This window comes from Ihubacter sp. rT4E-8, assembly GCF_049852125.1.
Lineage (GTDB): Bacteria > Bacillota > Clostridia > Peptostreptococcales > Anaerovoracaceae > Senimuribacter.
Window position 1 is genome coordinate 2,889,311 of record NZ_CP187532.1, and the last position, 23,189, is coordinate 2,912,499.

General features: G+C 45.2%; 21 protein-coding genes and 1 tRNA gene. 14 read left to right on the plus strand and 8 right to left on the minus strand.

Translation table 11 applies throughout. The features are described 5' to 3' along the window. Positions 1–113 precede the first annotated feature (113 nt). Genes vanY-D through vanX form a run of 4 tightly spaced genes read left to right on the plus strand, consistent with a single transcriptional unit; the run spans position 114 to position 3,794 of the window. Positions 114–1,166: a transpeptidase-like D-Ala-D-Ala carboxypeptidase VanY-D gene (gene vanY-D / locus ACPW7J_RS14380; protein WP_425755712.1), complete on the plus strand. Its 1,053-nt coding sequence runs from the start codon at positions 114–116 to the stop codon at positions 1,164–1,166. A 19-nt stretch (positions 1,167–1,185) separates the two neighbouring features. Further along, the gene (gene vanH-D, locus ACPW7J_RS14385) at positions 1,186–2,157 is read left to right on the plus strand and encodes a D-lactate dehydrogenase VanH-D (RefSeq protein WP_425755714.1); all 972 of its coding nucleotides are present in this window, start codon (positions 1,186–1,188) and stop codon (positions 2,155–2,157) included. After that, the gene (gene vanD / locus ACPW7J_RS14390) at positions 2,150–3,181 is read left to right on the plus strand and encodes a D-alanine--(R)-lactate ligase VanD (protein ID WP_425755716.1); all 1,032 of its coding nucleotides are present in this window, start codon (positions 2,150–2,152) and stop codon (positions 3,179–3,181) included. The genes vanH-D and vanD overlap by 8 nt, the downstream gene beginning before the upstream one ends. A 4-nt stretch (positions 3,182–3,185) precedes the next feature. After that, positions 3,186–3,794 carry a D-Ala-D-Ala dipeptidase VanX gene (gene vanX / locus ACPW7J_RS14395; protein WP_425755718.1) on the plus strand — a complete coding sequence of 203 codons (609 nt, stop codon included), beginning with the start codon at positions 3,186–3,188 and terminating at the stop codon, positions 3,792–3,794. Positions 3,795–3,873: 79 nt separating this feature from the next. On the opposite strand, the gene ACPW7J_RS14400 is transcribed toward vanX, so the two are convergent. Further along, entirely contained in the window at positions 3,874–5,238 is a 1,365-nt protein-coding gene (locus ACPW7J_RS14400) for a sensor histidine kinase (RefSeq protein WP_425755720.1), read from the minus strand. Beyond that, a complete protein-coding gene (locus ACPW7J_RS14405; protein ID WP_425755722.1) occupies positions 5,235–5,930 on the minus strand; it encodes a response regulator transcription factor in 696 nt (231 codons plus the stop codon). The genes ACPW7J_RS14400 and ACPW7J_RS14405 overlap by 4 nt, the downstream gene beginning before the upstream one ends. A 156-nt stretch (positions 5,931–6,086) precedes the next feature. Here ACPW7J_RS14405 and ACPW7J_RS14410 point away from each other — a divergent pair, with 156 nt between their 5' ends. From ACPW7J_RS14410 to ACPW7J_RS14450, 9 genes are all read left to right on the plus strand, one after another. Then, a complete protein-coding gene (locus tag ACPW7J_RS14410; RefSeq protein ID WP_425755724.1) occupies positions 6,087–7,010 on the plus strand; it encodes an ABC transporter ATP-binding protein in 924 nt (307 codons plus the stop codon). Next, positions 7,003–7,788 carry an ABC transporter permease gene (locus tag ACPW7J_RS14415; protein WP_425755726.1) on the plus strand — a complete coding sequence of 262 codons (786 nt, stop codon included), beginning with the start codon at positions 7,003–7,005 and terminating at the stop codon, positions 7,786–7,788. The genes ACPW7J_RS14410 and ACPW7J_RS14415 overlap by 8 nt, the downstream gene beginning before the upstream one ends. 11 nt (positions 7,789–7,799) lie before the next feature. Beyond that, positions 7,800–8,594 carry an ABC transporter permease gene (locus tag ACPW7J_RS14420; RefSeq protein WP_425755728.1) on the plus strand — a complete coding sequence of 265 codons (795 nt, stop codon included), beginning with the start codon at positions 7,800–7,802 and terminating at the stop codon, positions 8,592–8,594. Positions 8,595–8,702: 108 nt separating this feature from the next. After that, positions 8,703–9,044 (plus strand): YxeA family protein, encoded by a 342-nt coding sequence (locus ACPW7J_RS14425; RefSeq protein WP_425755730.1) that lies wholly within the window; start codon positions 8,703–8,705, stop codon positions 9,042–9,044. A gap of 32 nt (positions 9,045–9,076) precedes the next feature. After that, positions 9,077–9,283, plus strand: coding sequence for a hypothetical protein (locus ACPW7J_RS14430; RefSeq protein WP_023042872.1), 207 nt, complete (start codon positions 9,077–9,079; stop codon positions 9,281–9,283). Positions 9,284–9,906: 623 nt separating this feature from the next. Continuing rightward, positions 9,907–10,329: an RNA polymerase sigma factor gene (locus ACPW7J_RS14435; protein WP_425755732.1), complete on the plus strand. Its 423-nt coding sequence runs from the start codon at positions 9,907–9,909 to the stop codon at positions 10,327–10,329. A gap of 298 nt (positions 10,330–10,627) precedes the next feature. After that, positions 10,628–10,927 (plus strand): hypothetical protein, encoded by a 300-nt coding sequence (locus ACPW7J_RS14440; protein ID WP_425755734.1) that lies wholly within the window; start codon positions 10,628–10,630, stop codon positions 10,925–10,927. Between the two features lie 109 nt (positions 10,928–11,036). Then, a complete protein-coding gene (locus tag ACPW7J_RS14445; RefSeq protein WP_425755736.1) occupies positions 11,037–11,243 on the plus strand; it encodes a helix-turn-helix domain-containing protein in 207 nt (68 codons plus the stop codon). A gap of 19 nt (positions 11,244–11,262) precedes the next feature. Then, a complete protein-coding gene (locus tag ACPW7J_RS14450; RefSeq protein ID WP_425755738.1) occupies positions 11,263–12,648 on the plus strand; it encodes a site-specific integrase in 1,386 nt (461 codons plus the stop codon). Positions 12,649–12,843: 195 nt separating this feature from the next. On the opposite strand, the gene ACPW7J_RS14455 is transcribed toward ACPW7J_RS14450, so the two are convergent. Further along, positions 12,844–12,920: transfer RNA gene (locus tag ACPW7J_RS14455), tRNA-Arg, on the minus strand. 783 nt (positions 12,921–13,703) lie between these two features. Here ACPW7J_RS14455 and ACPW7J_RS14460 point away from each other — a divergent pair. After that, positions 13,704–15,062 carry an acetyl-CoA hydrolase/transferase family protein gene (locus tag ACPW7J_RS14460; RefSeq protein WP_425755740.1) on the plus strand — a complete coding sequence of 453 codons (1,359 nt, stop codon included), beginning with the start codon at positions 13,704–13,706 and terminating at the stop codon, positions 15,060–15,062. Between the two features lie 174 nt (positions 15,063–15,236). On the opposite strand, the gene ACPW7J_RS14465 is transcribed toward ACPW7J_RS14460, so the two are convergent. The 5 genes from ACPW7J_RS14465 to ACPW7J_RS14485 all read right to left on the minus strand — a co-directional run bounded on the left by ACPW7J_RS14465 (position 15,237) and on the right by ACPW7J_RS14485 (position 23,131). Then, positions 15,237–17,651, minus strand: coding sequence for an ATP-binding cassette domain-containing protein (locus tag ACPW7J_RS14465; protein ID WP_425755742.1), 2,415 nt, complete (start codon positions 17,649–17,651; stop codon positions 15,237–15,239). A 3-nt stretch (positions 17,652–17,654) separates the two neighbouring features. Continuing rightward, on the minus strand, positions 17,655–19,916 hold the full coding sequence (locus tag ACPW7J_RS14470) for an ATP-binding cassette domain-containing protein (protein WP_424960482.1): 2,262 nt from the start codon (positions 19,914–19,916) through the stop codon (positions 17,655–17,657). Between the two features lie 195 nt (positions 19,917–20,111). Then, positions 20,112–21,239 (minus strand): DUF362 domain-containing protein, encoded by a 1,128-nt coding sequence (locus ACPW7J_RS14475; protein WP_161875458.1) that lies wholly within the window; start codon positions 21,237–21,239, stop codon positions 20,112–20,114. A 289-nt stretch (positions 21,240–21,528) separates the two neighbouring features. Then, on the minus strand, positions 21,529–22,566 hold the full coding sequence (locus ACPW7J_RS14480; RefSeq protein WP_424960483.1) for a DUF4179 domain-containing protein: 1,038 nt from the start codon (positions 22,564–22,566) through the stop codon (positions 21,529–21,531). After that, a complete protein-coding gene (locus ACPW7J_RS14485; protein WP_424960484.1) occupies positions 22,559–23,131 on the minus strand; it encodes a sigma-70 family RNA polymerase sigma factor in 573 nt (190 codons plus the stop codon). Before ACPW7J_RS14485 ends, ACPW7J_RS14480 begins: the two co-directional genes overlap by 8 nt. Positions 23,132–23,189 lie beyond the last annotated feature (58 nt).

Genomic DNA, 23,189 nt, shown 5'->3' on the forward strand with positions numbered 1-23,189 from the left:
AAAAATCATATATTATCCGCAAAGGAAAGCGAAAACATAAATCGCTCCATTCTGATATGCTATATATCGGGTGGAGCGATTTTTTTACTTCCAGAAAGGAGTTTGGGATAACGATGGAATATCAGAACAATAACGGAAACTACGATAACAGGAACCGGAGGAAAGCAAAAAAGAAAAAAAGGGGTTATTACAGGGCTGTATGTATTGTGCTCTGTTTACTCATAGCCGTTACAGCATTCGGAATTGTGAATATGATAAAAAGCGGCAAAGAAACTCCTATCCCCGGCAAAAAGATTGTCAAAAACAATGAGGATTATTCTCTGGGGGATGGCGGACAAAGCGAGACGGTTTCCCCCTCCCTTGACTCTGCGAATTCCCTTTCCGTGGACATCACGGCGGCAAACGCTATTGTAATCAATGCCGACACCAATACGGTATTGTATCAGAAAAACGGTACAGACAAAATTGCGCCGGCCAGCACAGCTAAGATGATTACGGCCTTGACCGTGCTGGATTACTGTTCCCCGGACGATGAAATGAGGGTAGGCGCAGAAATTGAAATGATGCAAGATGATTCGTCAAGGGCATGGCTTATGCAGGGCGATACCCTTACCGTCAGACAGCTCTTAGTTGCCCTTATGCTTCCTTCCGGCAATGACGCGGCGTATACGCTTGCGGTCAATGCCGGAAAGGAAATTGCCGGAGATATGGGGCTGTCAAATGCGCAGGCCATTGATGTGTTCATGGATAAAGTAAATCAAAAGGCAAAATCGCTTGGTGCAGAAAACTCGAATTTTGTAGTCCCGGATGGATATGACGCCGATGGGCAGTATACTACGGCATATGATCTCGCCGTTATTGCAAAGGCATGTTTAGATAACCCTTATATTTCAGAGATCGTGGCAAGCGATTCGTCTTATGAAAGATGGCCGAATGGTCGGGAGGTTACTTACAACAATACAAATGAACTTCTCAATCCAGACAGCCAATATTACCTGCCTGAAGTGATTGGCCTAAAGACAGGAACCAGCAGCCTCGGCGGCGCCTGTATCGTCTCTGCTGCTGTCATTAACGGAAACACCTATATCTGCGCAGTCATGGGGTCTACTGAGGATGGTAGATATCAGGACAGTATCGATATTTATGACGCAATAAAAACCCAATGAGCTATTAAGGAGGGAACCAATGAAGAAAAAGATTGATATTACTGTTTATGGATGTGAGCCGGACGAAGCGGCGGTTTTCAATAAACTTTCCTATGAATTTGGTGTTACGGTCTCACTCATAAAAGAAGCCGTTTCGGAAAACAATGCAAAATTAGCCGCCGGATGCCGATGTATCAGCGTGAGCCATAAAGCGGAACTATCGGAACCTCTGCTTTTTGAGCTGAAAAACGCCGGCGTAAAATATATCTGCACCCGGAGTATCGGATTTAACCACATTGATATACAGGCGGCTGGGAAAATGGGAATGACCATCGGCACGGTAGCATACTCACCGGGGAGTGTCGCCGACTATGCCATTATGTTGATGCTTATGCTGATGCGTGGAACAAAATCCGTGATACACAGGGCAGAAAGACAGAATTATTGTCTGAATAACCTTCGTGGGAAGGAACTGCGGGATATGACGGTTGGTGTGATAGGGACCGGGCGAATCGGACAGGCAGTCATGGAACGCTTGAAGGGATTTGGCTGTACGGTGCTGGCATATGACCGCAATCATAAGACAGAAGCAGACTATGTTTCGTTTTGTGAGCTGCTACAAAGCAGCGACATCATTACGCTTCATGTCCCGCTGGCAGAAGATACTCTCTATATGATTGGCCGTGAACAGTTAGAAATGATGAAGAAAGGGACGCTTCTTATCAATACAGCGCGGGGCGCTTTAGTGGACACCGAGGCACTGGTAGACGCGCTGGAAGATGGGAGAATTGGAGGTGCCGCCTTAGATGTTCTGGAAGGCGAAGAAGGGATTTTTTATTATGACTGCACGCATAAGGCATTAGACCATCCCTACTTATCTGCCCTCCAAAGGATGCCCAATGTGATTGTTACGCCGCATACGGCCTACCATACGGAACGGGTGTTGGTTGACACAGTGAGCAATACAATTCGGAATTGTCTGAATTTTGAAAGGAGTCTTGGAAATGTATAAGATAAATGTTGCGGTCCTGTTCGGGGGCTGCTCAGAGGAACATACTGTATCGATAAAATCTGCAATGGAGCTTGCCGCAAACATAGATACGAAAAAATATCAGCCTTTTTATATCGGGATCACAAAATCCGGAGTTTGGAAACTGTGCGAAAAGCCTTGCCTGGATTGGGAACGATATGCAAAATATCCGGTCGTCTTTTCGCCGGGGAGAAATACGCATGGTTTGCTGATACAAAAAGATGGTGGATATGAAACCCAGCCTATAGATGTAGTGTTCCCGATCATTCATGGCAAATTCGGGGAAGATGGATCAATACAGGGGCTGCTCGAACTATCAGGTATTCCTTATGTTGGCTGTGATATTCAAAGTTCTGTGATTTGCATGGACAAGTCTCTTGCCTATACCACTGTAAAAAATGCAGGTATAGAGGTCCCTGATTTTCAGATTATCCAGGATGGCGACAGCCCGGAAATAGAGGATTTTGAATTCCCTCTTTTTGTGAAACCTGCACGCTCCGGTTCTTCTTTTGGAGTAAACAAGGTAGAGAAAGCGGAAGATTTATGCGCAGCGATAAACGAAGCAAAGAAATACGACAGAAAAGTATTGATCGAGCAGGCAGTTTCCGGGAGTGAGGTCGGCTGCGCCGTATTGGGAAATGGTTCTGATTTGATTGTCGGCGAGGTCGATCAGATCAGCCTGAAACACGGCTTTTTTAAGATTCACCAGGAAGCGCAGCCTGAAAAGGGATCTGAAAACGCAACGATCAAAGTTCCGGCTGACCTGCCGGCGGAGGTAAGAGAACGGATTCAGGAAACAGCTAAGAAAATTTATCAGACACTTGGATGCAGAGGGTTGGCCCGCATTGACCTGTTTTTACGGGAGGACGGGCATATTGTCCTCAATGAAGTGAATACCATGCCTGGTTTTACTTCGTATAGCCGTTATCCCCGCATGATGACAGCGGCAGGTTTTGCCCTTTCGGAACTCATTGACCGTTTGATTGAACTGGCTCTCAGGAGGTAAACACATGGAAAAGAATTTTGTTTTTTTAGATGAAATGCTGCCCGGTGTCCGTTGGGACGCCAAATATGCCACATGGGATAATTTCACAGGCAAACCGGTGGATGGATATAATGTGAACCGCATTGTAGGGACCAAAGAGCTGGGAACCGCTTTACGCAAAGCCCAAAAACTTGCCAGAAAGCAGGGGTATGGTCTGCTCCTGTGGGATGGCTATCGCCCTCAGTGCGCCGTAGATTGTTTTCTGCATTGGGCGTCACTCCCGGAGAACAACCTGACGAAAAAACGGTATTACCCAAATATAAAAAGGAATGAGATGGTTACAAAGGGATATGTGGCTTCACAGTCCAGCCATAGCCGCGGAAGTGCGGTTGACCTCACGATTTATCGGTTGGATACCGGTATGCTTGTTCCTATGGGCGGAGATTTTGATTTTATGGATGTACGATCCCATCATTTTGCAAGCGGCCTGACAGAAACGGAATCAAGCAACCGTGAATGTCTGCGTCATATTATGGAAAGCAGCGGATTTGAAGCCTATTGTAATGAGTGGTGGCATTATGTTCTGGCGGATGAACCGTACCCGAATACATATTTCAATTTTTGCGTTGCATGACTGATTGAACTGATATTCTGATAATATTTATAATTTCCAAAAGGAAAGTGGAGAGCGATTTCTCTACTTTCCTTTTGGATTACTTTAATGGTAACTTAACTGTAACATTCAATCCACGAGGAACAGTATCAAAAAATTGAATTGTTCCCCGATGTGCTCTCACAATCTGCCGCACAATTTTCAGACCCAAACCATGTTCCGCTTCATCTGTCTGTTTTTGTGTACTGGAAATATCCTCGTCACTGTTCAATGCGTTTAGTTGTGGTTCACTTACTCCATGCCCATTGTCCATAACGGAAAAAGTACAGCTTGCATCATTACTGCCAACAGAAATTTGTATTTTACATCCATTAGGATTATGGACAATACAATTCCTTATTAAATTACTCAACATCCGACTAAGCAAAACCTGATCCCCGACAATCGAGATATTTTTACCAGGACTATCTTCTGATAATTCCAACTCGTAAAGTTCTGATAGGCCATCATTCAATACTTCACTGACAACCTGACGTGCTAACTCTATCGGGTCAAGGCTTTGTTTTTGCATAGGCTGCATAGAATATTCTAATTTAGTTGACAAATTCAAATCAGCCACTAAATCTTTTAGCCGTTCACTGTGTCTCCGGATTATCCCAGCCTGGTTTCGGACAGCTTCCGGCAAAGAAGAAGTGTCTTCTATTTCGCTTGCATATCCCAAAATCACAGAAAGCGGTGTGCGTATATCATGGGATATTCCCCTGATCCAGTCTGCACGGGTATTATCCTTTTTCAGCAAATAGTCACCGGCCTTATTCAAACCAGCATTGATTTCTGCTAACTCGCCGGTTTCTTCCAGATGGACAGGCTTTCCAACTGATAGATGCCGAATGCCTCTCAAAATCGGCGCCATAGCTTTTTCTACCCGGCGGGCATTGCGGATAAACAAATATATCATCAAAAAAATATTGATACAGAATACCGCCGTTAATCCGAATAGCATAGGCCAAATATATTGCGCCTTGAAAGAAAAATAGTAGTTCACAACGCTTTCTGGAGGCAAGCCGATCACCAAAAGCCCATCCTGTCGTTTTGCAATATTGGTCGGATAATCATCAAGATACCAGCGACTAAACATGGCAATATCCATTGAGGAATAATGGCGTGGTAATTCTTCCGGCAGATTTTCTTCCCAAACGACAGTGCCATCATCATCTAGGATCATAGCCCACGCTTCAAAATTATTCAGCATTTCTTTCGCTTGTGTATCTGCACTGAATTCCCCATCTGTTGCCATGATATGATTTGAAAAATCCTCGATTGGAAATTTGGATGTTGCTACATTACCTAAATAAGCTATTACAAAATAGGAAGCTACTAACAGTGCATTGACAGCCAGAAAAAGAACTATAATCCTAACTGTGGAAAATATATAGCGGCGAAAAAATCGTTCTGATGTGTTCACGTCTGCGCCCCCTTAATATTCAGGCGGTACCCGATCCCCTTAATCGTCACAAGGGCAATCGGCTTTGAGGGATTTTCTTCAATCTTTTCCCTCAAATGCCGGATATGGGTTGCTAACGTACTCTCATATCCCTGCCAGAAGTCGCCGCAAATCGCCTGACACAGTGCGCCGGTAGTAACGATTCGGCCTGCGTTTTCATACAGCTTTTCAAAAAGTTGGAACTCCTTGGCCGTCAGTGAGATACTTTCGCCATTTCGTTGAACCATTGCTTTTTCCAAATCAACGGTTGCTGTATCAAAGAACACTTTGCGATCCTTCTCAGGATAGGCCCGCTTCAATATGGCCTGCACTCGGAATAATAATTCCTTCGGCAGAAATGGTTTCAACAGGTAATCGTCCGCTCCATTTTCAAAACCCGCAAATTTGTCCTCCGCTTCACCGCGAGCTGTCAGCATGAGAACCGGGATTTTGCTTATCTTTCGCAATTCTTTTAGTGTGGCAAATCCATCCATGCCTGGCATCATAACATCAAGGATCACCATATCCGGCTGCTTCTCTTTACATACTTTCAGAGCAGCTTCACCAGAGGATGCCGTCAACACTTGCGTAAAGCCGGCTCTCATAAAAATGGATCTCACCATTTCCAACAGCTCAGTTTCATCGTCTACCACAAGAATCATTCTATCGTTCATAAGTCACCACCTTTTTTCTGTTTATATTATACCGCAAGATGGACAGATTGACTATTCTGGCCTTGAAATCTCAAAGTAAATTCAAAGTTGGCTCAAAGTTATCTCAAAGTTGATGTGCTATGCTGATTACGAAAACAAAAAGGAGGCGCAAGCTATATGAGTGATTACATTATTGAAACGCATGATCTGACGAAAAAATACGGAAATCAGAACAGCGTTTCCCATCTGAATATTCATGTAAAAAAAGGTCGTATCTATGGACTTCTGGGACGCAATGGTGCAGGCAAGACAACGACCATGCGGATGCTGCTGGGACTGACAGCTCCCACGTCCGGTGAAGTGGAGATTTTCGGTAAGCCAATTCATGGCAATGAAAAGGAAATCCTGCCCCGAATTGGCTGTCTGATCGAGTCACCGGGTTTTTATCCCAATTTGACAGGAACGGAAAACCTGAAAATTTTTGCCGACCTGCGGGGATTGAAAAGCCCGCAATACATCAAAAATGCTTTGGAAGTTGTCAACCTGCCTTACCGGGACAAGAAATTATTTTCGCAATATTCTCTCGGTATGAAGCAGCGTTTAGCTATTGCATTGGCCGTCATGCACAATCCCGAACTGTTGATTTTGGATGAACCGATCAACGGCCTTGACCCCATCGGTATTGCAGAGGTGCGCGATTTTATCCGGGAATTGTGCGATGCCACAGGAAAAACGATCTTGATTTCCAGCCACATCCTTTCGGAAATTTCCCTGTTGGCTGATGATGTTGGAATTATCGACCACGGTAATTTGCTGGAGGAAGAAAGCCTAAAAGCGCTGGAGAGTAAAAACGCGAAGTACATCCATTTTTGCGTATCGGATGCACAAAAGGCTGCACAGATTATTGCCACAACATTTCAGAGCAAAAACATCCAGCTTATGGATGACAATAATTTGTATCTTTATGATACGGCCCTGCCTGTAGCGAGAATTAACCGCACATTTATTGAAGCTGGCATTGACGTTTGGGAAGCCCATCTCTGCGAGGATACTTTGGAGGATTACTTCAAGAGAATTACAGGGGGTGAGGGGATTGCTTAAACTGATCCAATGCGAGATGCGGAAGTTAAAGCGGAAACACTTTGTATCATTTGTGATTTTCGCCGCACTTCTGTTCCCAATTCCGTTTACGGCTCTTGTACTGGCTGGAAGCATGGGTAACTTTACCGGCTTTGAAGCAGTTTTTGGCTTGCTGGTTACTATGGGTATTCCCATCATGCTTCCGGCGGTTTTAGGTATCATTGCGGCCATGCTATTTTTTATGGAACGGGATAACGATACTTTGAAAAACCTACGCATTATCCCTACCTCCCCAGCTAAGATTGCTACCGCAAAAATCGCTGTGCTTTATATTTTGGGACTGATCTTTGCCTTTGCCACCATGGTTTCGTCAATGGTTGGCGGCCTGATTGCCGGAAGCGAGTTGACAAATATTGGGGAAAACTTTGGGATTGCAATTATCACAGCATTGCTTTACACAACAAGTATTTTGCCGGTTGTCATTGCGATTGTCGGATTTAACCGCTCCTATATATTTTCGGTTATTCTAACCTTTTTTTATACAATGTTCGACTTTATGCTTGCGTATGGAGGACTATTTGCCACAACAGACCCAATGATGAAAATGATCACAAACATCATGCCAGCACCTATTATTTACCGTTGGCAGGCGGTGCGGTTTGTTGATCCCGGAACCCCGGCTTATTCTGTAATGGAACCGTATTTTTTACCTCTGTGGCTTGTTGCATTAACCGTCGTTATTATTGGGGTGCTGTCTTATCTGGCGATTGTCAGAATTTATAGCAAACGCGAAAGTTGAGGTGAGAAAAAATGGTAAGTATTATAAAAACAGAATTTAGCAAAATGAAGCGGTACTCCGTAATCTGGATCGGCGTAGCAACGATGTTTACTGTCGTGCTGCTTGCCCGGTTTATGGCAACAGCCTCTGACGGGGCGACCCATACGCTCATGAACTTTTCTTCCAGCGTAATTTGGAACAATTTAGTTCTGATATATCCTGCAACAATCGCATTGATCGCCGGATATATCATTGACCGGGAGCGTACAGACGACACGCTGAAAAATATTCTCACAATCCCTGTTTCCTTTCGGAAAATGCTGATTGGAAAACTGATTGCTGTTGGATGTATGGCGGCAGCGCTTTCCGTTATCGAATTCCTGTTCACACTCATTGTTTTCTTTGCCAGCGGATTTCCCGGATTTTCTATCGGCGGTATGGTACAGGTGCTTTTTCAGATGATCGGGATCAATATGATTTCCTATATTGCGGTCATGCCTGTTATTGCCTTTACTGCTCAAAGAAGCGGCAGCTTTATGGCCGGTGTTGGCTTTGCTTTCTTTTATGGTTTTGTGGGAATGATGGCCTCCGGCCACGGCCTGCGTGATCTATATCCTATTACAGCAGGCCTTACCGTAATTGGTTATCAGGATGGAAGCAGTGATCCAACAGGAAACATCTTGTTGAGCGTAGCATCTATCCTGTTTATACTGGCCGTGACATTCATTATCGTTTTCACAGCAAAAAATCGTGAAGTAACCGCCGCAAAGAAAAAGAAGAAAAATTCTGGGAAAACGGTTCAAAAAAGAAATCATAGTGCGAGGTAGCCAGTTATGAAAAAAGCGATGATTGTATTGGGTATTATTTTTGCCTCAATTCTGCTCTTTGTAAAAATGGGCAGCAAAGAAAAAGAAATTTCATAGGAGGATTTTTTAATGAAATCAAAAAAAGTTGTAGTAGGCATTATTGCAGCAATATTAGTTGTCGTCTGCATGGGGGTCGCTTTTCTTGCGACCCAAAATGACGATTACTATACGCAAATAGATAACAGATGGGTACAGGAAATCGCTCCGCATGGAGCAATGAATTATAAATACACACTGGCGGCCTACGATGAGAACGGAAATGAAAAGGACGTTGTGTTTGAAACAAGCCGTATTTTGACCGATGATGCGTTCCTATGTCTGAAAGTCAATTTTATTCGGGGTGTGGTGACCTGGGCGGAAGTGAAATACGAGGAATTGCCTGCTGAGGTTCAGCAGCATTATAACCAGTAGTTCAGGGGCCCTTCCAAACGGAGATAAATCAAATGAAAAAATATTTATCACTTTTCCTGTGTTTGGTATGCCTTATGCTAATGACGGGTTGTTCCAATACATGCAGAGATTTAGCATATGACACAGACATTGTTATTGAGAATTTAGTGGAAGCAAAAGACAATTTTTTTGATAGTCTTGCAGAAGCAACGGACAATATATTCCGTTCACTTGCGAACTTCTTTAATGGCTCTGATTGATGATAACCATAAATAGCATCAAATACGTCTTTGCGGTGACTTTGACAAAATCAAAGTCACCGCGTTTTCTACTTTTCAAAAATCAAGTCGATCTTTCTGATGCAGCCGTTTGCCCCTACTTCCGTAGGGACAAAACGATATATCGAAAGCCTTTCTCCGCGTAACTGTCTATGATTTCCCTATGCTTTTCAACATAAGAAAACACCATACCTCTTGCAGTATTTTATATCTGCCATGCCAAAACTATGATGGTTCAGGAAAGAACATAGCATTTAACCCTATATAATTTCCCCAAAAGGAGGCTGATGAAGGACAAGCCTTCTGCGCTTCCTTTTCGGGGAGGGCTGATAAATGCTGCCAAAGGGGAATATTCAACAGAAAGGTTATTTTGCGTATAGAGCTTTATGCGCCGTAATCCATGTGGTGTGGATTGCGGCGTTTTTAAGTTTGACCGCATTTGAGGAATTTCTATATCATACATTTTCCTGCGCGCCCAATTTTCGATGGGCGCGCATTTCTTATATAAGCGGCTGTTACAACAAGGGTTATCCGCGCTGCCGCTCCCCACCCTCTGATTTTGATTTTGCTTACCAACCTAAAAATCGAAATTGGAGGAATTACCCATGAAAGAAATCAATCTGCGGGATTACTACCCGTTTTATACGCAGGACGTTATTGTTGAAGTGCCGGACGAGGTAGCGCTGCTTCTTCGTGAATATATGCTGTTGGAAGAAGCATATCGGATTCGTACATACCGCTACAAAGCATTTTACTCTCTGGATCGTGATGAAGGTATTGAACGTGAGATATTGCAAAAGCCGATTAGCCCAGAAGAAATTCTGGAACAGCGTCAAATGACAGAATCCCTCTACAAAGGGCTTGCCATGCTGCCGGAGAAACAGCGCCAGCGGATTTACGCACATTTCTTCCTTGGTATGAGCAAAGCAGACATTGCCAAAGCAGAGGGAACGCACAAAAGCCGGATTACTCGTTCTATCGAAGCTGGATTGCGCCGCCTGGAAAAATATTTCAAAGAAATTTTCTAACAGACGGCAACTTTGCCCCGAAAAATGTACTGAATAATAGAGGGACATATTCGGCGGGACAAGCCTGACGGGTGTGGCCGGCAGCACAGCTCCGGCCCGCCCCAACTAAAATACTGTCATAACTGCCACGCCCCTCGCTTGCTCCTTGACAACTGAATATACGCTGTTACAGGCACTTCATTCTGTGTTCCGAGCGGCAGATGGGGCGGCGCGATGACAGGCAGCCAGGAGGTGATGAATTGAGGCTGTCCGAGCGATAAACGCAACCCACGAAACCGGCTGTGGCAGGTCGGGCGCGATGACGGTGCAGATCACAATGGTACTTCTTCACGGCTCCCTAAAGACTTGGGGAGAGTTCCTGCGGCGTGCGCCTGCTCTGGCAAAGCGGCGGCGTATGCGGGACTATGATGCGGCGACGCTATCCGCAGCCTATAACAGCCCCGTCCTGATATTCAGGGCTTGCCGGGGGGCGTGGCAAATACGGCAATCAAAATCGAAATCAGATACAATGGGCCGGATCTGTGACTTTCATAGCGCAGATCCGACCTATTCATGTGGTTTTGATAATCCTTTCAGTTCCACTTTCGATTATGGATAAATCGTAAATTTTTCAATTAGCAGCAGACAAACCGCCCCCCTGCGCGGTAGAATAGTGTTAGGAAGTTATGTCCGGTACACTGTTTTACAGTCTGCGGAAAGGAGGTCTAATGAACCCGTCTGAAAAGAGTGTACCAAGAAATGCTTTTGAACAACGGACCTATAAGGTTGAGGATATTGCCGCCATGTTGAACATTGGCAGAACCTCTGCCTACAGCCTTGTAAAAGAAGGGCATTTCAAAACCGTTAGAATCGGACATGCCATACGAGTTTCCAAAAAATCATTTGACGAGTGGTTAGACGCTCAGTCGTTTTAGTTAAGAAAGGAAGATCAGTATGGCATCCATAATCAAACGTAAAAAATCCTATTCCGTTGTCTACAATTACGTGGATGAAAACGGAGAAACAAAACAAAAGTGGGAAACCTGGCATACCCACAAAGAAGCACTGAAACGGAAAGCAGAGGTTGAGAACCAGCAAAACAATGGCACCTTCCTTCCTCCAAGCAATCAGAAAGTATCTGATTTTCTGTATGACTTTGTTTCTACCTATGGAGAGAAAAAATGGGGTGTATCTATGTATGACAGCCAAACAGCCCTGATTGCCAACTATATCAATCCGATTATCGGGGATATGGAAGTACAGGCGATTACTCCCCGTGTGGTAGATAAATACATTCAGACGCTTCAAAAGACGCCTTCCGTATCAAGGAAAAACCGTAAAGCCAGGACAGAATTTGTTACGAACCAGACCATTGAAAAGGTCATTAAACTGCTCCGCTGTGCTTTCAAACAGGCGGTACGCTGGGAGTTAATTGGAAAGAACCCGTTTGAAAATACGGTCCTTCCGAAAACAGAGTACAAGAAGCGTGATATTTGGGACGCAGAAACAATCCGCACTGCATTGGATCAATGCACCGACAGTAAACTGTATGTAGCTATGAACCTTGCTTTTGCGTGTTCTCTGCGGATGGGTGAGATTCTTGGTCTGGCCTGGAAGAATGTTCATATTGAGGATGAAAATATCGCCGCGGACAATGCCTATGTCTACATAGAAGCAGAACTGACGCGGGCCTCCAAGCAGGCGATTGAAATGCTCGGCGAGAAAGACATCTTCTATATTTTCACCCCGCTTATGCCGAATACCAGCACCCGCCTGATTTTGAAAAAGCCTAAGACAAAATCCAGTGAAAGAAAGGTATGGCTGCCAAAGACCGTTGCCTACATTCTCCGTGAGTGGAAAAAAGCCCAGGAAGAATTGAAATGTTTCCTCGGTGATGAATACCAGGATTTCGATTTGGTTGTTGCTCTGCCAAACGGCCGTCCATGTGAGAACAGGATCATTGAAAAGGAATTCTCCTTGCTGAAGGAGAAAGCAGGGCTCCCTAACGTTGTATTTCACTCTTTGAGGCATTCCAGTACGACCTATAAGTTAAAGCTCAACCACGGCGATCTGAAGGCCACACAGGGCGATACAGGACACGCGGAGATCGACATGATTACTAAGGTTTATGCTCATATTTTGGACGAGGACCGCAAGATCAATGCACAGAAATTTGAGAGTGCTTTTTATGCCAATCCTGATTTGAGGAATGTAAAACCTCCCCAGGAGCAGCCCCAGGCACAGACTGTAGACCTGGCCGCATTGATTGAACAGCTTCAAAAATCGCCGGAACTGGCAAGTGCCTTGGCGGCATTGATTGCAGGACAAAAAGCGGTCTGAAAGCTCCAATTAGCAAAAAGACGATTTTTATTAGCAAGACCTGGATTTCGGTTCGTTTCCAATTAGCAAGATATTCACAACACCGTATAAACAATCAGCAACCAAAATAAAGTGTATGATGGTTTTGGGTCTAAGCTCCGCAGCATATTAAAAAAGCTGCAAACCCTTGAAAATAAAGGCTTGCAGCATTGTTTCTGGCGTCCCAGAGAGGACTTGAACCTCCGACCCCACGCTTAGGAGGCGTGTGCTCTATCCAACTGAGCTACTGGGACTTATACAAAAAATATGAAGTTTATTCCTAATTTAGACTCGAACCATCTACCGCTTAGGAGAGCACTGTTATATCCATTTAACTACGGAGACATATGAACTTTTCACATTATTTATCATACCACGCTTCCTGATAAAATTCAACGGGAAAATAAATCCCACTATTGCGGTCCCGCAGCGTTTCCTAATCTGAGAATAAGATTATAAAAGCCGCTGCGCAGCTTTTCATCATACTTTTGTTTTATGTTGCGTTAGTTCATGAAAAAACGCAGGTTTCTGAGATTTTTTTGTTGTTTGTTGCGCGACATGCCCAATTATCTCCTAAATTCTATTATATTTTACCATATTTTATCAAAAATAACAAAAAATCCGGTGCAATTTCTTCGTTTGCGCAACATCCTGAAAAAAAGTAAGCAAAAAGCTGCGTTTTTTAGTGGGTGCGCGCAACTTACCCCCAAAAACAAGCAAATACCTGCGCGCATCGTATCCATCGTATCCATCATATCCATCATATCCATCACAGCTATCATATAAATCATGAACTACAGCCCGCATGCGTACATATTGTGAAGTGTGTAATTTATACAACAGGCTAGATATTTTTTTAACAATTTCCAAAATTAAGGTTGAATACTCTCTGCTAATGTAGTAAAATGTAGGAGTAATTGTTAAAAAGTAAACAAACTGAGCAAACTGAACGTAGGATTAGCATAGGACAAAATCAGTAGGGTTACTTTCTCGAACAAAATTGCAAGTATTCTATCATACATAAACAGGAGGAGATTATGTATAAAGTTTCAAATCTCGCAGAAGAGTATAAGAAGAAATTGATTACCGCAGACCAGGCTGCCGCAATGGTTGAGCCCGGCAGCAGAATCCATTTCGGACTGGGCTGCGGCTCTGTCGTAGATATAGACGAGGCGCTGGCAAAGAGAGCCGATGAGCTAAAGGGTATTGAAATTATCAGTACCGTGGCCATCAGAAAAGCGCCTTTCAAGGTTTATCAGGCTACGACCTCTAATGATCAAGTGAAATTCGCGTCAGCTCATTTCAGCGCTTTCGACCGTCAGATGTGCAAGGATGGCCGCTGCTGGTATATTCCGATGCTGTTCAATGAGCTGCCATATTATTGGTATAATAACCAGAACGAAATCGACATTGCGTTCTTTCAGGTAGCGCCGATGGACAGTCACGGCAACTTCAATCTCGGACCGCAGGTAGCCGATATGTGGGGCGTTATCAAAGCCGCAAAGAAGGTTATCGTTGAGGTTAATGAAAATATGCCGATTGCCCACGGCCATCAGACCCAGCTGAATTTATACGGTATCGACTATATCGTAGAAGGAAGCAATCCTTCTATGCCGGAGCTGGCAACTAAGCCCGCGTCCGATATCGATAAGCAAATCGCCAAGCATGTAGTAGAACAGATCGGCAGCCACAGCACATTGCAGCTGGGAATCGGCAGTCTGCCTAACTGCATCGGACAGATGCTGGCAGATTCCGATGTGAGAAATATCAACGCGCATACCGAAATGTTCGTGGACGCCTATGTAGACCTGTTCGAGGCAGGCAAGCTGACCGGCAACAAGCCGGTAGACAAAGGCAAAGCGCTCTACACCTTCGCGGGCGGTACCAAGAAGCTGTACGACTTCATCGATGATAATCCAATTTGCTGCACAGCGCCGGTTAATTACGTAAATAACGTAAACATCGTTGCCAGCATCGACAACTTTGTATCCGTTAACAGCTGTATTCAGGTTGACCTCTACGGTCAAATCTGTTCTGAATCCGCGGGACACCAGCAGATCAGCGGTACCGGCGGTCAGTTAGACTTTGTTATGGGAGCGTTCCTGTCAAAAGGCGGCAAAAGCTTTATCTGCACGCCTTCCACCAGAACAATGAAGGACGGCACCAAGGAATCACTGATCGCGCCGATTCTGACCCCGGGCGCTATCGTCACTACGCCGAGAACCGCTACTAACTTCATCGTTACCGAATATGGCGCGGCTAACCTGAAGGGTAAGTCCACCTGGGAAAGAGCAGAGCTGTTAATCAATATCGCTCATCCAGATTTCCGAGAGGATCTGATTAAACAGGCTGAGAAAAACGGCATCTGGAAAAATACCAGCAAATGCACTTTCTAAATCAGTAATCTACACAGCAAACGGCAGACGAGTGCAAAGGCTGCACAGGCTGACCGGCGACTATATTTATAAATCATTTATTCTAATCCATACTATATATCACAATGCGAAAAGGAGCCGGCTGACTCATACACCTGAGCAGGCGGCTCCTTGCATTATGATATATAGGAACTCTTAATTCACATCGTTTCGGCTCAAAATCTCCGCCGGTGTTTTTCTCATCGTATTTGCTACCGGCAATAATCCGGCCAGCATATTAAATCCGAATACCAGAAGCATACTCACCATGAATACTACAGGATTCATCAGATACTGTCCGCCAATCATCGGAATTTTAGATATACCGTTTAAAATATAGGCCATAACAGCCATACCCGGCAGTGTAGTCAATGTCGTCAGCGCGATAATCTCACCCATGAACATCTTATAGATATCCTTCTTCTTCAATCCGATAGCACGCAGCACGCCTACCTCCTTAACTCTTGACAGGAAGGAGGATCGGAGCATCAGATACATCTCGATCAGAGAGATGAGAAGTATAATTCCCGATACGAGTATCGTGGCCAAAATCTGCTTGGTAATGCTATCGATATAGGCCTGACGATCTGTCTCATAATTATCCGTCACTTTAACATTTTTTGAAGAAAGGGTTTCATAAGCTGCAGCCTTATCCGATGGGGACAGCGTCAAACTGTTTTCCTTTTCCAAATACGCGATCTTAGCGGTTTCCTCACTGACAAAGACGTCGTTTCTCTGCCGCTTATCGTTATAGTACCCGCATACAGTGAGCTTTTTCCCGTTTACACGCAGGTCCAGCTTCGAGCCGATGGCTGCTTCATACCTATAATCTTCACTGATCAAAGCTTCTCCCACAGACGCAGGCGCACTGCCTCCGGTAATCTCTATATCCGGATCCTCAGCAGCCAGCGCGTAGCTAACCGGATCGTTGACTGCGGAATCATCCGCTTCCTCCTGCATTGGCTGATTCATCAGAATATCCAACATCAGGTCTCCTTTAACATAGATAGACGGACTGTTCTGTTCTGTAATACCGGTAATGGTGAATTCTCCTAATCTCGGCAACTCAGCTTTTCTTCCGATCAGATCTCCATAAGAGTTCACGCCGATCATTCCCGACGTTCCCTCGCTGAACAAAGAGTCTGCCGTCATCCTGTCGATGACTATCTCACGCTCCTTTTTTGCCGCTTTTCCGGCAATCAACGCGTCCTCATTGACCATGCTTCTATCTGCCAGGGAACCCTCCAGGTTAACGGCTCCGCCAGAAGACTGGTAATAATCGTCCAGCGGAAAGAGAAAAGCAACATGGGAATTGCCTGGCAATGCATAATCGATGTCTTTCATTTTTTCATATTTACGAAAAACCTCTGGCGTCAGCTTCGCGCCCTCAATGGTCAGATAATTTTTATTCACCTGAACGAACTTATCATCGGTAATATTCGTAATGCCCGCTATATTGCTCACCGCGTAAATGGAGAACATGGAGGCCAGCACAAATCCCGCCAGCAGAATTTTTTTGATCAGGGAATAGGAAAATATCTTCTTATATCCATTGGCAAGCATCGACGGCAGCGTATAGATAGAAGTATATTTCGGTGTAAAACTCTGATCCACCTGCTTATCGTAATCAAACTCGTATTCCTCGTAGATATCCTTTGATATCTTCTGATAGTGGCCGTCTACCAATTCTACCGCGTCAGAACCCTGATGCAGTCCTTCAGGCAATTCTACATAGAGATTCCCTCCCCGCACTACGACCTTGATTTCGGGAAGGTCTTCCCGATCGCTATAATATTTTACCTTGACGCCTTCTCCGTCAAGCTCCTGCTGTATCGGAAGATCCTGCAGATAAATTTTATTCTCCAGCCTGTAATCAAGCTCCTCATCGTGGATGTTTTCTCTGTCGCTGATAATCTTACCGTCTACAATCTCAACAATACGAGACGCATAAAACTCCGCAATTTCTCTCTCATGGGTAACCAAAATTACCAGCTTTTCCCGGGAAATCGCTTTGATGATATTCATAATCTCTATGGTATTACGACTATCCAGATTTCCTGTCGGTTCATCGGCGATGATGATCTTCGGATTTTTTACAATCGCTCTGGCAATGCCAACCCGTTGGCGTTCACCGCCGGAAAGCATCTTTGCCGGACGGTTTCTGTATCTGTCGATTCCTACCCGCTTCAGAATGTACATTACTCTGCGCTCTATCTCGGCTTTGTCCCGAATACCCATCATCCGCAGTACCAACGCCACATTATTGAAAACGGTTTCGTCCTCTATCAAATTATAGTTCTGAAAAATATAGCCTACACAGGCGTTACGAAGCTCATCCTTCTTGCCCTCCGACCGTGTAGTCATTCTCTCTCCGTCAATGAGAATTTCGCCGCTGTCTACCTTATCCAGACCGCCGATGGCATTAAGCAAGGTGGTTTTACCACATCCGGAATGTCCCAGAAAGGTCACCAGCCCCTTATCTGCCAATTCAATGGAGGTTTCATTTATTACGTGTATTTCATTATTCTTTTTTCTATTGTAATACTTATTTACACCTGTTAATCTGATCATCCCTTACACCTCCTCCTTATATGCGTTCATCGCGGTCTTTTTGAACAGCTGTTTCGCGTATCGCATCGCCAGCAAAATAGACATGAGACACAAAACGGCATACAAAATAACCAAATCTCCTATGGACAGGAAGCCTATCAGGTTCTGCAGATACGCGCTGTTCAAAACGCCTGCCTTCACCAGACCCAGCATTGCCATACAGAAGAAGAATGCGATATTAAATACGGCAAACAGTTCTATCTTCAGCAGGCTGCTGCAATTCCCCTTTGTGGCGCCCAGCATACGAATCGTGGAGAAATAGGTATTTCTGGATTTGAGGATCAATTTGACGATGAAGTAGGCGATGAAGAACATGACGATCAAAATCCCTGCCAGCATTACGGTATACAGAGTCTTTAGAATGACGATAAACCCTCCGGTATAATCCGCCAGACCATCCTCCATACAAAACGCCCTATAGCCTGCGTCCTCTGCCTCTTTCGCTGTTTCTCTCACAGTTCTGTGATCCTCTACCTTGATACTGGATTGAAAGCTTCCCTTCTCAAAGATTTTTTTGTAATCCCTTTCATTGATAAACAGGCTGCCTGTTACCGTATCAAAATCATTGCGGCCTACCAGCTGCTGCAGGTTTTCTTTATTATATACGGCTCCTACTCGGAAGCTATACTGATCCGTAAAATATTGGCTTTTGTTATCCAGCTTTAATGTCTCTCCTATGGCGCCGCCGCTTGCCATGGACGCCAAATCCTCCGGCACGTAGATATCCCCTGGACTGACGTCTTTTGATGGAATCAGACCCAGCGTGCCGCTGCCCGGGTCGCTTGTGAAAATCCTTCCGCCAAAGGAAATCTCCTGTGAGCAGTATTGTTCCAGAACTGCCGCGCGAATATTATCCATCGTCTTATCTGTCACCTTCAGGCGAGCTTCGCAGTAAGTGCCGGAATCCTCCATGATTTTCGTCTCTTGTTCTGTCATAAAGCCCCAGCCGACAATTTTCACTCTGCCCTTCAGCAGCTCGGTTCCTGTATTCTGATTCAGCATCATAACCTTCGCGTCCATTACCATATCCATTACATTATGGGCATAGCCGTCCTGGGGCACCAGCATAAACGCCTCGTTTCCCTTCTTTGGTAAACGTCCTTCCTGAATACGATCTTCCTCCAGGCTTCCTTCTTCTATGTTGGCGTTGATATAGAAATTACCATTCTCCATATCGTCGGTCACGTTCATCATCATATCCAGCATCAGGTCATTTTTGACAACCTGTTTCACGCCGGGCAAACCTTCCAGGGTCGTGTAGTCAGCCTGGGTCATCTCACCGCGATCCAACCGGGTAATGATGATACGGTCGCGGCCTGTATCATTGAAGAAGCTGTTATAGCCGCCTGTCTGCATATCGCTCATATTCATAAACGAAGTATACTGTCCGATCACACCGGCGCACAGAAATACGAACACTGTCAGCAAAAGCAAAAATTTGGCAGGCAGGTTGAACGTATTGCGTAAGCCCAGTCGAACCATGCTTCCCGTTTGAAGTCTGTCGTCCCTTGCCGTTTGTACATCTGTTTCTGAACAAAGAGGGGCCCGCTGGGCAATTCTCTTATCCTCCACAACGCTTCCGTCATGCATCGTAATCTTTCTGGTAACATACGGCTCTACCTGATCATAATTATGGGTAACAATAATGATCAGCTTATCCTTTGATAGTTCAGATAACAACTTGATAATATCTGCCGCCGATTTGCTGTCCAGGTTTCCTGTAGGCTCATCCGCTACGATAATCGGCGTTTCCTTTGCCAAGGCTCTTGCAATCGCAACGCGCTGCTTTTGCCCGCCGGATAGTTTGGAGGCCTTTGTTTTCGCGTAGGCTGACAGGCCCACCTTCTCTATGATATCTGTCACCTTATCTGGTATCTCGTCCTTGCTGTATCCGCTCATCAAAAGTACCAGCTCTACGTTTTGATAAACGGTATAGCTGTTAATCAGGTTAAACGTCTGAAAAATATTGCCGATATATTTCTTTCTGTAGTCCTCCAAATCCTCCTTGGAAAATCCGCTGGTAGGCTTTTCCGCTACATACATCTCGCCTTCTTCATAGCCGTCTAATCCGGAAATAACATTGAGAAGAGTGGATTTACCGCTGCCGCTTTCTCCTGTAATGGCAACGAATTCGCCCATCTCAAATTCCAGGTCGACTTTTGAGAAGCCTGTAGAAACCAATCCGCCCGACGAATAGAATTTTGATACACGTTCTAATCTTAACATGGTGCTCCCCTTTCTTTCTCTGCTGCATGTACTATATCACATAATCGCCATAAAAATCCATAGCCTCCGGCTATTTTTAAGAAACGTAAGGAAAAATTAAGAAACCGATCGCGGTCTTCAGACCGCCTCTCGTCCCTCCAAGCAAAAGGCAGCATTCCCACTGAGGTCATGCTGCCTGTCGTTTCATTTCTCATCTTATTTTATTTCAATCAGCTGGTAGTCTCTGGTTCCGATACCCAGTTTCTCGCCGTGAATCAGTCCTGCTTCCCAATCTGTATCAGGATGTATAATTTTAAACACATCGTGACCATGATTATGATCTTCATGCTCATGACATGAACACTGATCCGCCGCGCTGCCGGAAATTACCGGCTGGCTGTTGGCCGCGTCCACACAGGCCTGATCGATAGCAACGGGATCAAAGGACGCGAACATGCCGACATCAGCGATAACCGCTACGTCATTGCCGCCCTCGCAATCACAGTCCGGAGACACGTTCATCACCATACTGATATGAAACGCTTCTTTTCCAGCTAGAGCCGCTTTTGTGTATTCGGCAATCTTTCTGTTCATTACCGGCTTCGCCTCGTCCCACTTGGTGGCGATAGCGCCCTTCGGACAATAAGCGATGCAGTAGCCGCAGCCCAGACATTTTTCCTCATCAATGACAGCCTTTTTGTCTACTACATGTACGCCGTCATTCGCACAGTTCTTTACGCACATACCGCAGCCGATGCAGCAATCTGCGTCAATAGAAGGCGTACCGCTGCTGTGCATTTCCATTTTACCCTTTTTAGAGCCTGCGCCCATGCCGATATTTTTCAGCGTACCGCCAAAGCCCGCGCCAACATGACCTTTGAAGTGGGTCAGTGAAATCAAAACGTCAGCCTCTGCAATAGCCGCGCCAATCTTGGCCTCTTTCACGTACTCGCCGCCCTCTACAGCAATTTCTCGCTCGTCAGTTCCGCGCAGTCCATCGGCAATAATGGTATGTACGCCGGTTGCCAACGGATTATATCCATTCATATATGCTGCTTCCAAGTGATTCAGCGCGTTGTTGCGGTAACCCACATACAGCGTATTGCAGTCTGTCAGGAAAGGCTTTCCGCCCCGTGCTTTGATATGGTCGCAGAGCACCTTCGCGTACTGATGCCGCAGGAACGCCATATTTCCATACTCCCCAAAATGAAGCTTAACCGCTACAAATTTGTCCTGAAAATCAATCTGATCAATTCCAGCCTTTGTAATCAGCCGCTCAAATTTGTCCAGTAAACTATCTCCCATACCCACATGCATATCCGTAAAATAAACCTTCGCGCTCATCTTTTCCTCCTATATATTATCTTTTACACTTTCCTGTAATTTCTTCAATGTCAATTCGCCAAATCGCTGTCCTTCCCAGGCTTCTTTCTATAGCATGATCAAAACCTCCTCGCTTTCCTACATAGATTATATTCCAGACTGAACCATGGGTCAACGGGATTTTCTCTGTGATTAAAAAACGAGCGCGGCAACGATCGAATACAAATGAAACCGCACTATTTCAGTCTTTCTAACTAAAATAGTGCGGTTAAAAATTCTGCCTATAAAATTTGCGAACCGGACGACGCGGCTATTTCACCTTAATGGTAAATGCATCGCTGATTGCAGCTTTATCACACCACAATGCTTCACCGAACATCAGATCATCGTCGTATACACGCAGAGTATATGACTCTGCATTCTTATCTAATTGATAGGTGACCTCATCTTCATTATCTCTGACTCCCTGAAAGCTGGTATAGCAGCCGGAATAAAAGCTTACCGGATCACCGCTCTGATCACTGCCGTGAAGATTGATGTTCCATAATTCCTCCTGTTCTATACCATCAGGGTTTTCTATTGCTATCCATTGGTCGATCGGCGTAACAACAAGCTGCTTTAAGATAAGTCTCTTTCCATGATACATGACAGTCTTATCGATATCCACTTTCTTTGTCGCTTCTTTTAAAGCTTCATTTTCCAAAGTAAAAGTAAATGCAAAATGCTCGCCACCTACGGCGATCTTTACATAAATCGTTGGATTTAACGGCATCTCGAAATCCTCAAAGGTCTTCGTCCAATAATGCATACCTGGATCTCTTTTCTCTTTTGGCAAATCTGTTGCGAATGGACCTGTTCCTGTACTTTTCAATCCATCAGGCCAATCATACCCATTGATACTGGCCTCCATTAAATCTATTTTGCTGTCCCCTATATTTTTTCCATCCTTTGCTGCCCGGAAAGAAATGCGGAGCTGATGGTCGCTGCCGACAGCTTCACACAGTGTCACAGTAACGCCATTTTTCGTTTTCGTCTGGTCGACGGCCGTCGCATAATCATCCTGCTGATCCATGCCCAAATACTGACCGATGCCCATAAACGCCTGCTTTACAGCAGCCCATGTTCTGTCACCCAGCGGCGTCATCGTCAGGCACAAGATCAGGCAAGCTGCGATCAGGACGCCAACACGTCTGCCTGGCCAGCTGTCATCTTCGACATGTCTGTACGGCGCGGCGGATACCCTTTGATAAAAGGATCTCATTAGACGCTGTTTCTCATCTTGGCTCACTGGTTCCTCCGGCACATCGGAAAACATCTCGAAATTAATATGTTCATAATTGTTATTCATTATATTCACCCCCGTGACTTTCATAAGCGCCGCGGATTTTTTTCTTTCCCCGGGAAATCCGCGAATAAATCAGATCTCGATGCATGCCGGTCTCAGCGCTGATCTGCGTCACCGGCTGCTGCAGACCATAACGGCGCATGAACAATTCCTGATCCTCCGGACTGAGGCAGTGCAGCAGCTTTTGCAGTTCCTCCAAAGAGCCGCGGCCTTCGACGTCATACAGAGCAACGCTTTCATCAACAATAGACGCCCATTGGGAATCATCCAGGGCAACTCTGCCCTGTGCCGCCCGTCTCTCCCTGCGCAGAAGGTCGATGGCTTTGTACTTGGCTATGGCGCAAAGCCAGTTTTTCAGTTGGCTTTTCTTTTCCTCAAACCGCTCCGGATGGGTCCAAATAGCCAGCAAAACATCGTTGAAGCACTCCTCCCACCGCTCGCCGTACTCACAGAGATTTCGCAACAAAACAGATTTTATCAGCGCTCCATATCGGTCGATGATATACTCGATAGCCATGGAATCCTGCATCTTCAGCGCCCGGATCAAATTGTCGTCATTTATTTTCAAGGGTTTGCTCCTTTCCGTCTCAACACCTGAAATTGATGCATCACTTATTACTTCGTAT

Bases quoted from the DNA above. Each gene is read 5' to 3' on its own strand.
- ACPW7J_RS14425 (WP_425755730.1), top strand. From the start codon at position 8,703: ATGAAATCAAAAAAAGTTGTAGTAGGCATTATTGCAGCAATATTAGTT.
- vanD (WP_425755716.1), top strand. From the start codon at position 2,150: ATGTATAAGATAAATGTTGCGGTCCTGTTCGGGGGCTGCTCAGAGGAA.
- ACPW7J_RS14465 (WP_425755742.1), bottom strand. From the start codon at position 17,651: ATGATCAGATTAACAGGTGTAAATAAGTATTACAATAGAAAAAAGAAT.
- ACPW7J_RS14450 (WP_425755738.1), top strand. From the start codon at position 11,263: ATGGCATCCATAATCAAACGTAAAAAATCCTATTCCGTTGTCTACAAT.
- ACPW7J_RS14410 (WP_425755724.1), top strand. From the start codon at position 6,087: ATGAGTGATTACATTATTGAAACGCATGATCTGACGAAAAAATACGGA.
- vanH-D (WP_425755714.1), top strand. From the start codon at position 1,186: ATGAAGAAAAAGATTGATATTACTGTTTATGGATGTGAGCCGGACGAA.
- ACPW7J_RS14460 (WP_425755740.1), top strand. From the start codon at position 13,704: ATGTATAAAGTTTCAAATCTCGCAGAAGAGTATAAGAAGAAATTGATT.
- ACPW7J_RS14475 (WP_161875458.1), bottom strand. From the start codon at position 21,239: ATGAGCGCGAAGGTTTATTTTACGGATATGCATGTGGGTATGGGAGAT.
- ACPW7J_RS14470 (WP_424960482.1), bottom strand. From the start codon at position 19,916: ATGTTAAGATTAGAACGTGTATCAAAATTCTATTCGTCGGGCGGATTG.
- ACPW7J_RS14440 (WP_425755734.1), top strand. From the start codon at position 10,628: ATGACGGTGCAGATCACAATGGTACTTCTTCACGGCTCCCTAAAGACT.
- ACPW7J_RS14405 (WP_425755722.1), bottom strand. From the start codon at position 5,930: ATGAACGATAGAATGATTCTTGTGGTAGACGATGAAACTGAGCTGTTG.
- ACPW7J_RS14480 (WP_424960483.1), bottom strand. From the start codon at position 22,566: ATGAATAACAATTATGAACATATTAATTTCGAGATGTTTTCCGATGTG.
- ACPW7J_RS14430 (WP_023042872.1), top strand. From the start codon at position 9,077: ATGAAAAAATATTTATCACTTTTCCTGTGTTTGGTATGCCTTATGCTA.
- ACPW7J_RS14445 (WP_425755736.1), top strand. From the start codon at position 11,037: ATGAACCCGTCTGAAAAGAGTGTACCAAGAAATGCTTTTGAACAACGG.
- vanY-D (WP_425755712.1), top strand. From the start codon at position 114: ATGGAATATCAGAACAATAACGGAAACTACGATAACAGGAACCGGAGG.
- vanX (WP_425755718.1), top strand. From the start codon at position 3,186: ATGGAAAAGAATTTTGTTTTTTTAGATGAAATGCTGCCCGGTGTCCGT.
- ACPW7J_RS14435 (WP_425755732.1), top strand. From the start codon at position 9,907: ATGAAAGAAATCAATCTGCGGGATTACTACCCGTTTTATACGCAGGAC.
- ACPW7J_RS14420 (WP_425755728.1), top strand. From the start codon at position 7,800: ATGGTAAGTATTATAAAAACAGAATTTAGCAAAATGAAGCGGTACTCC.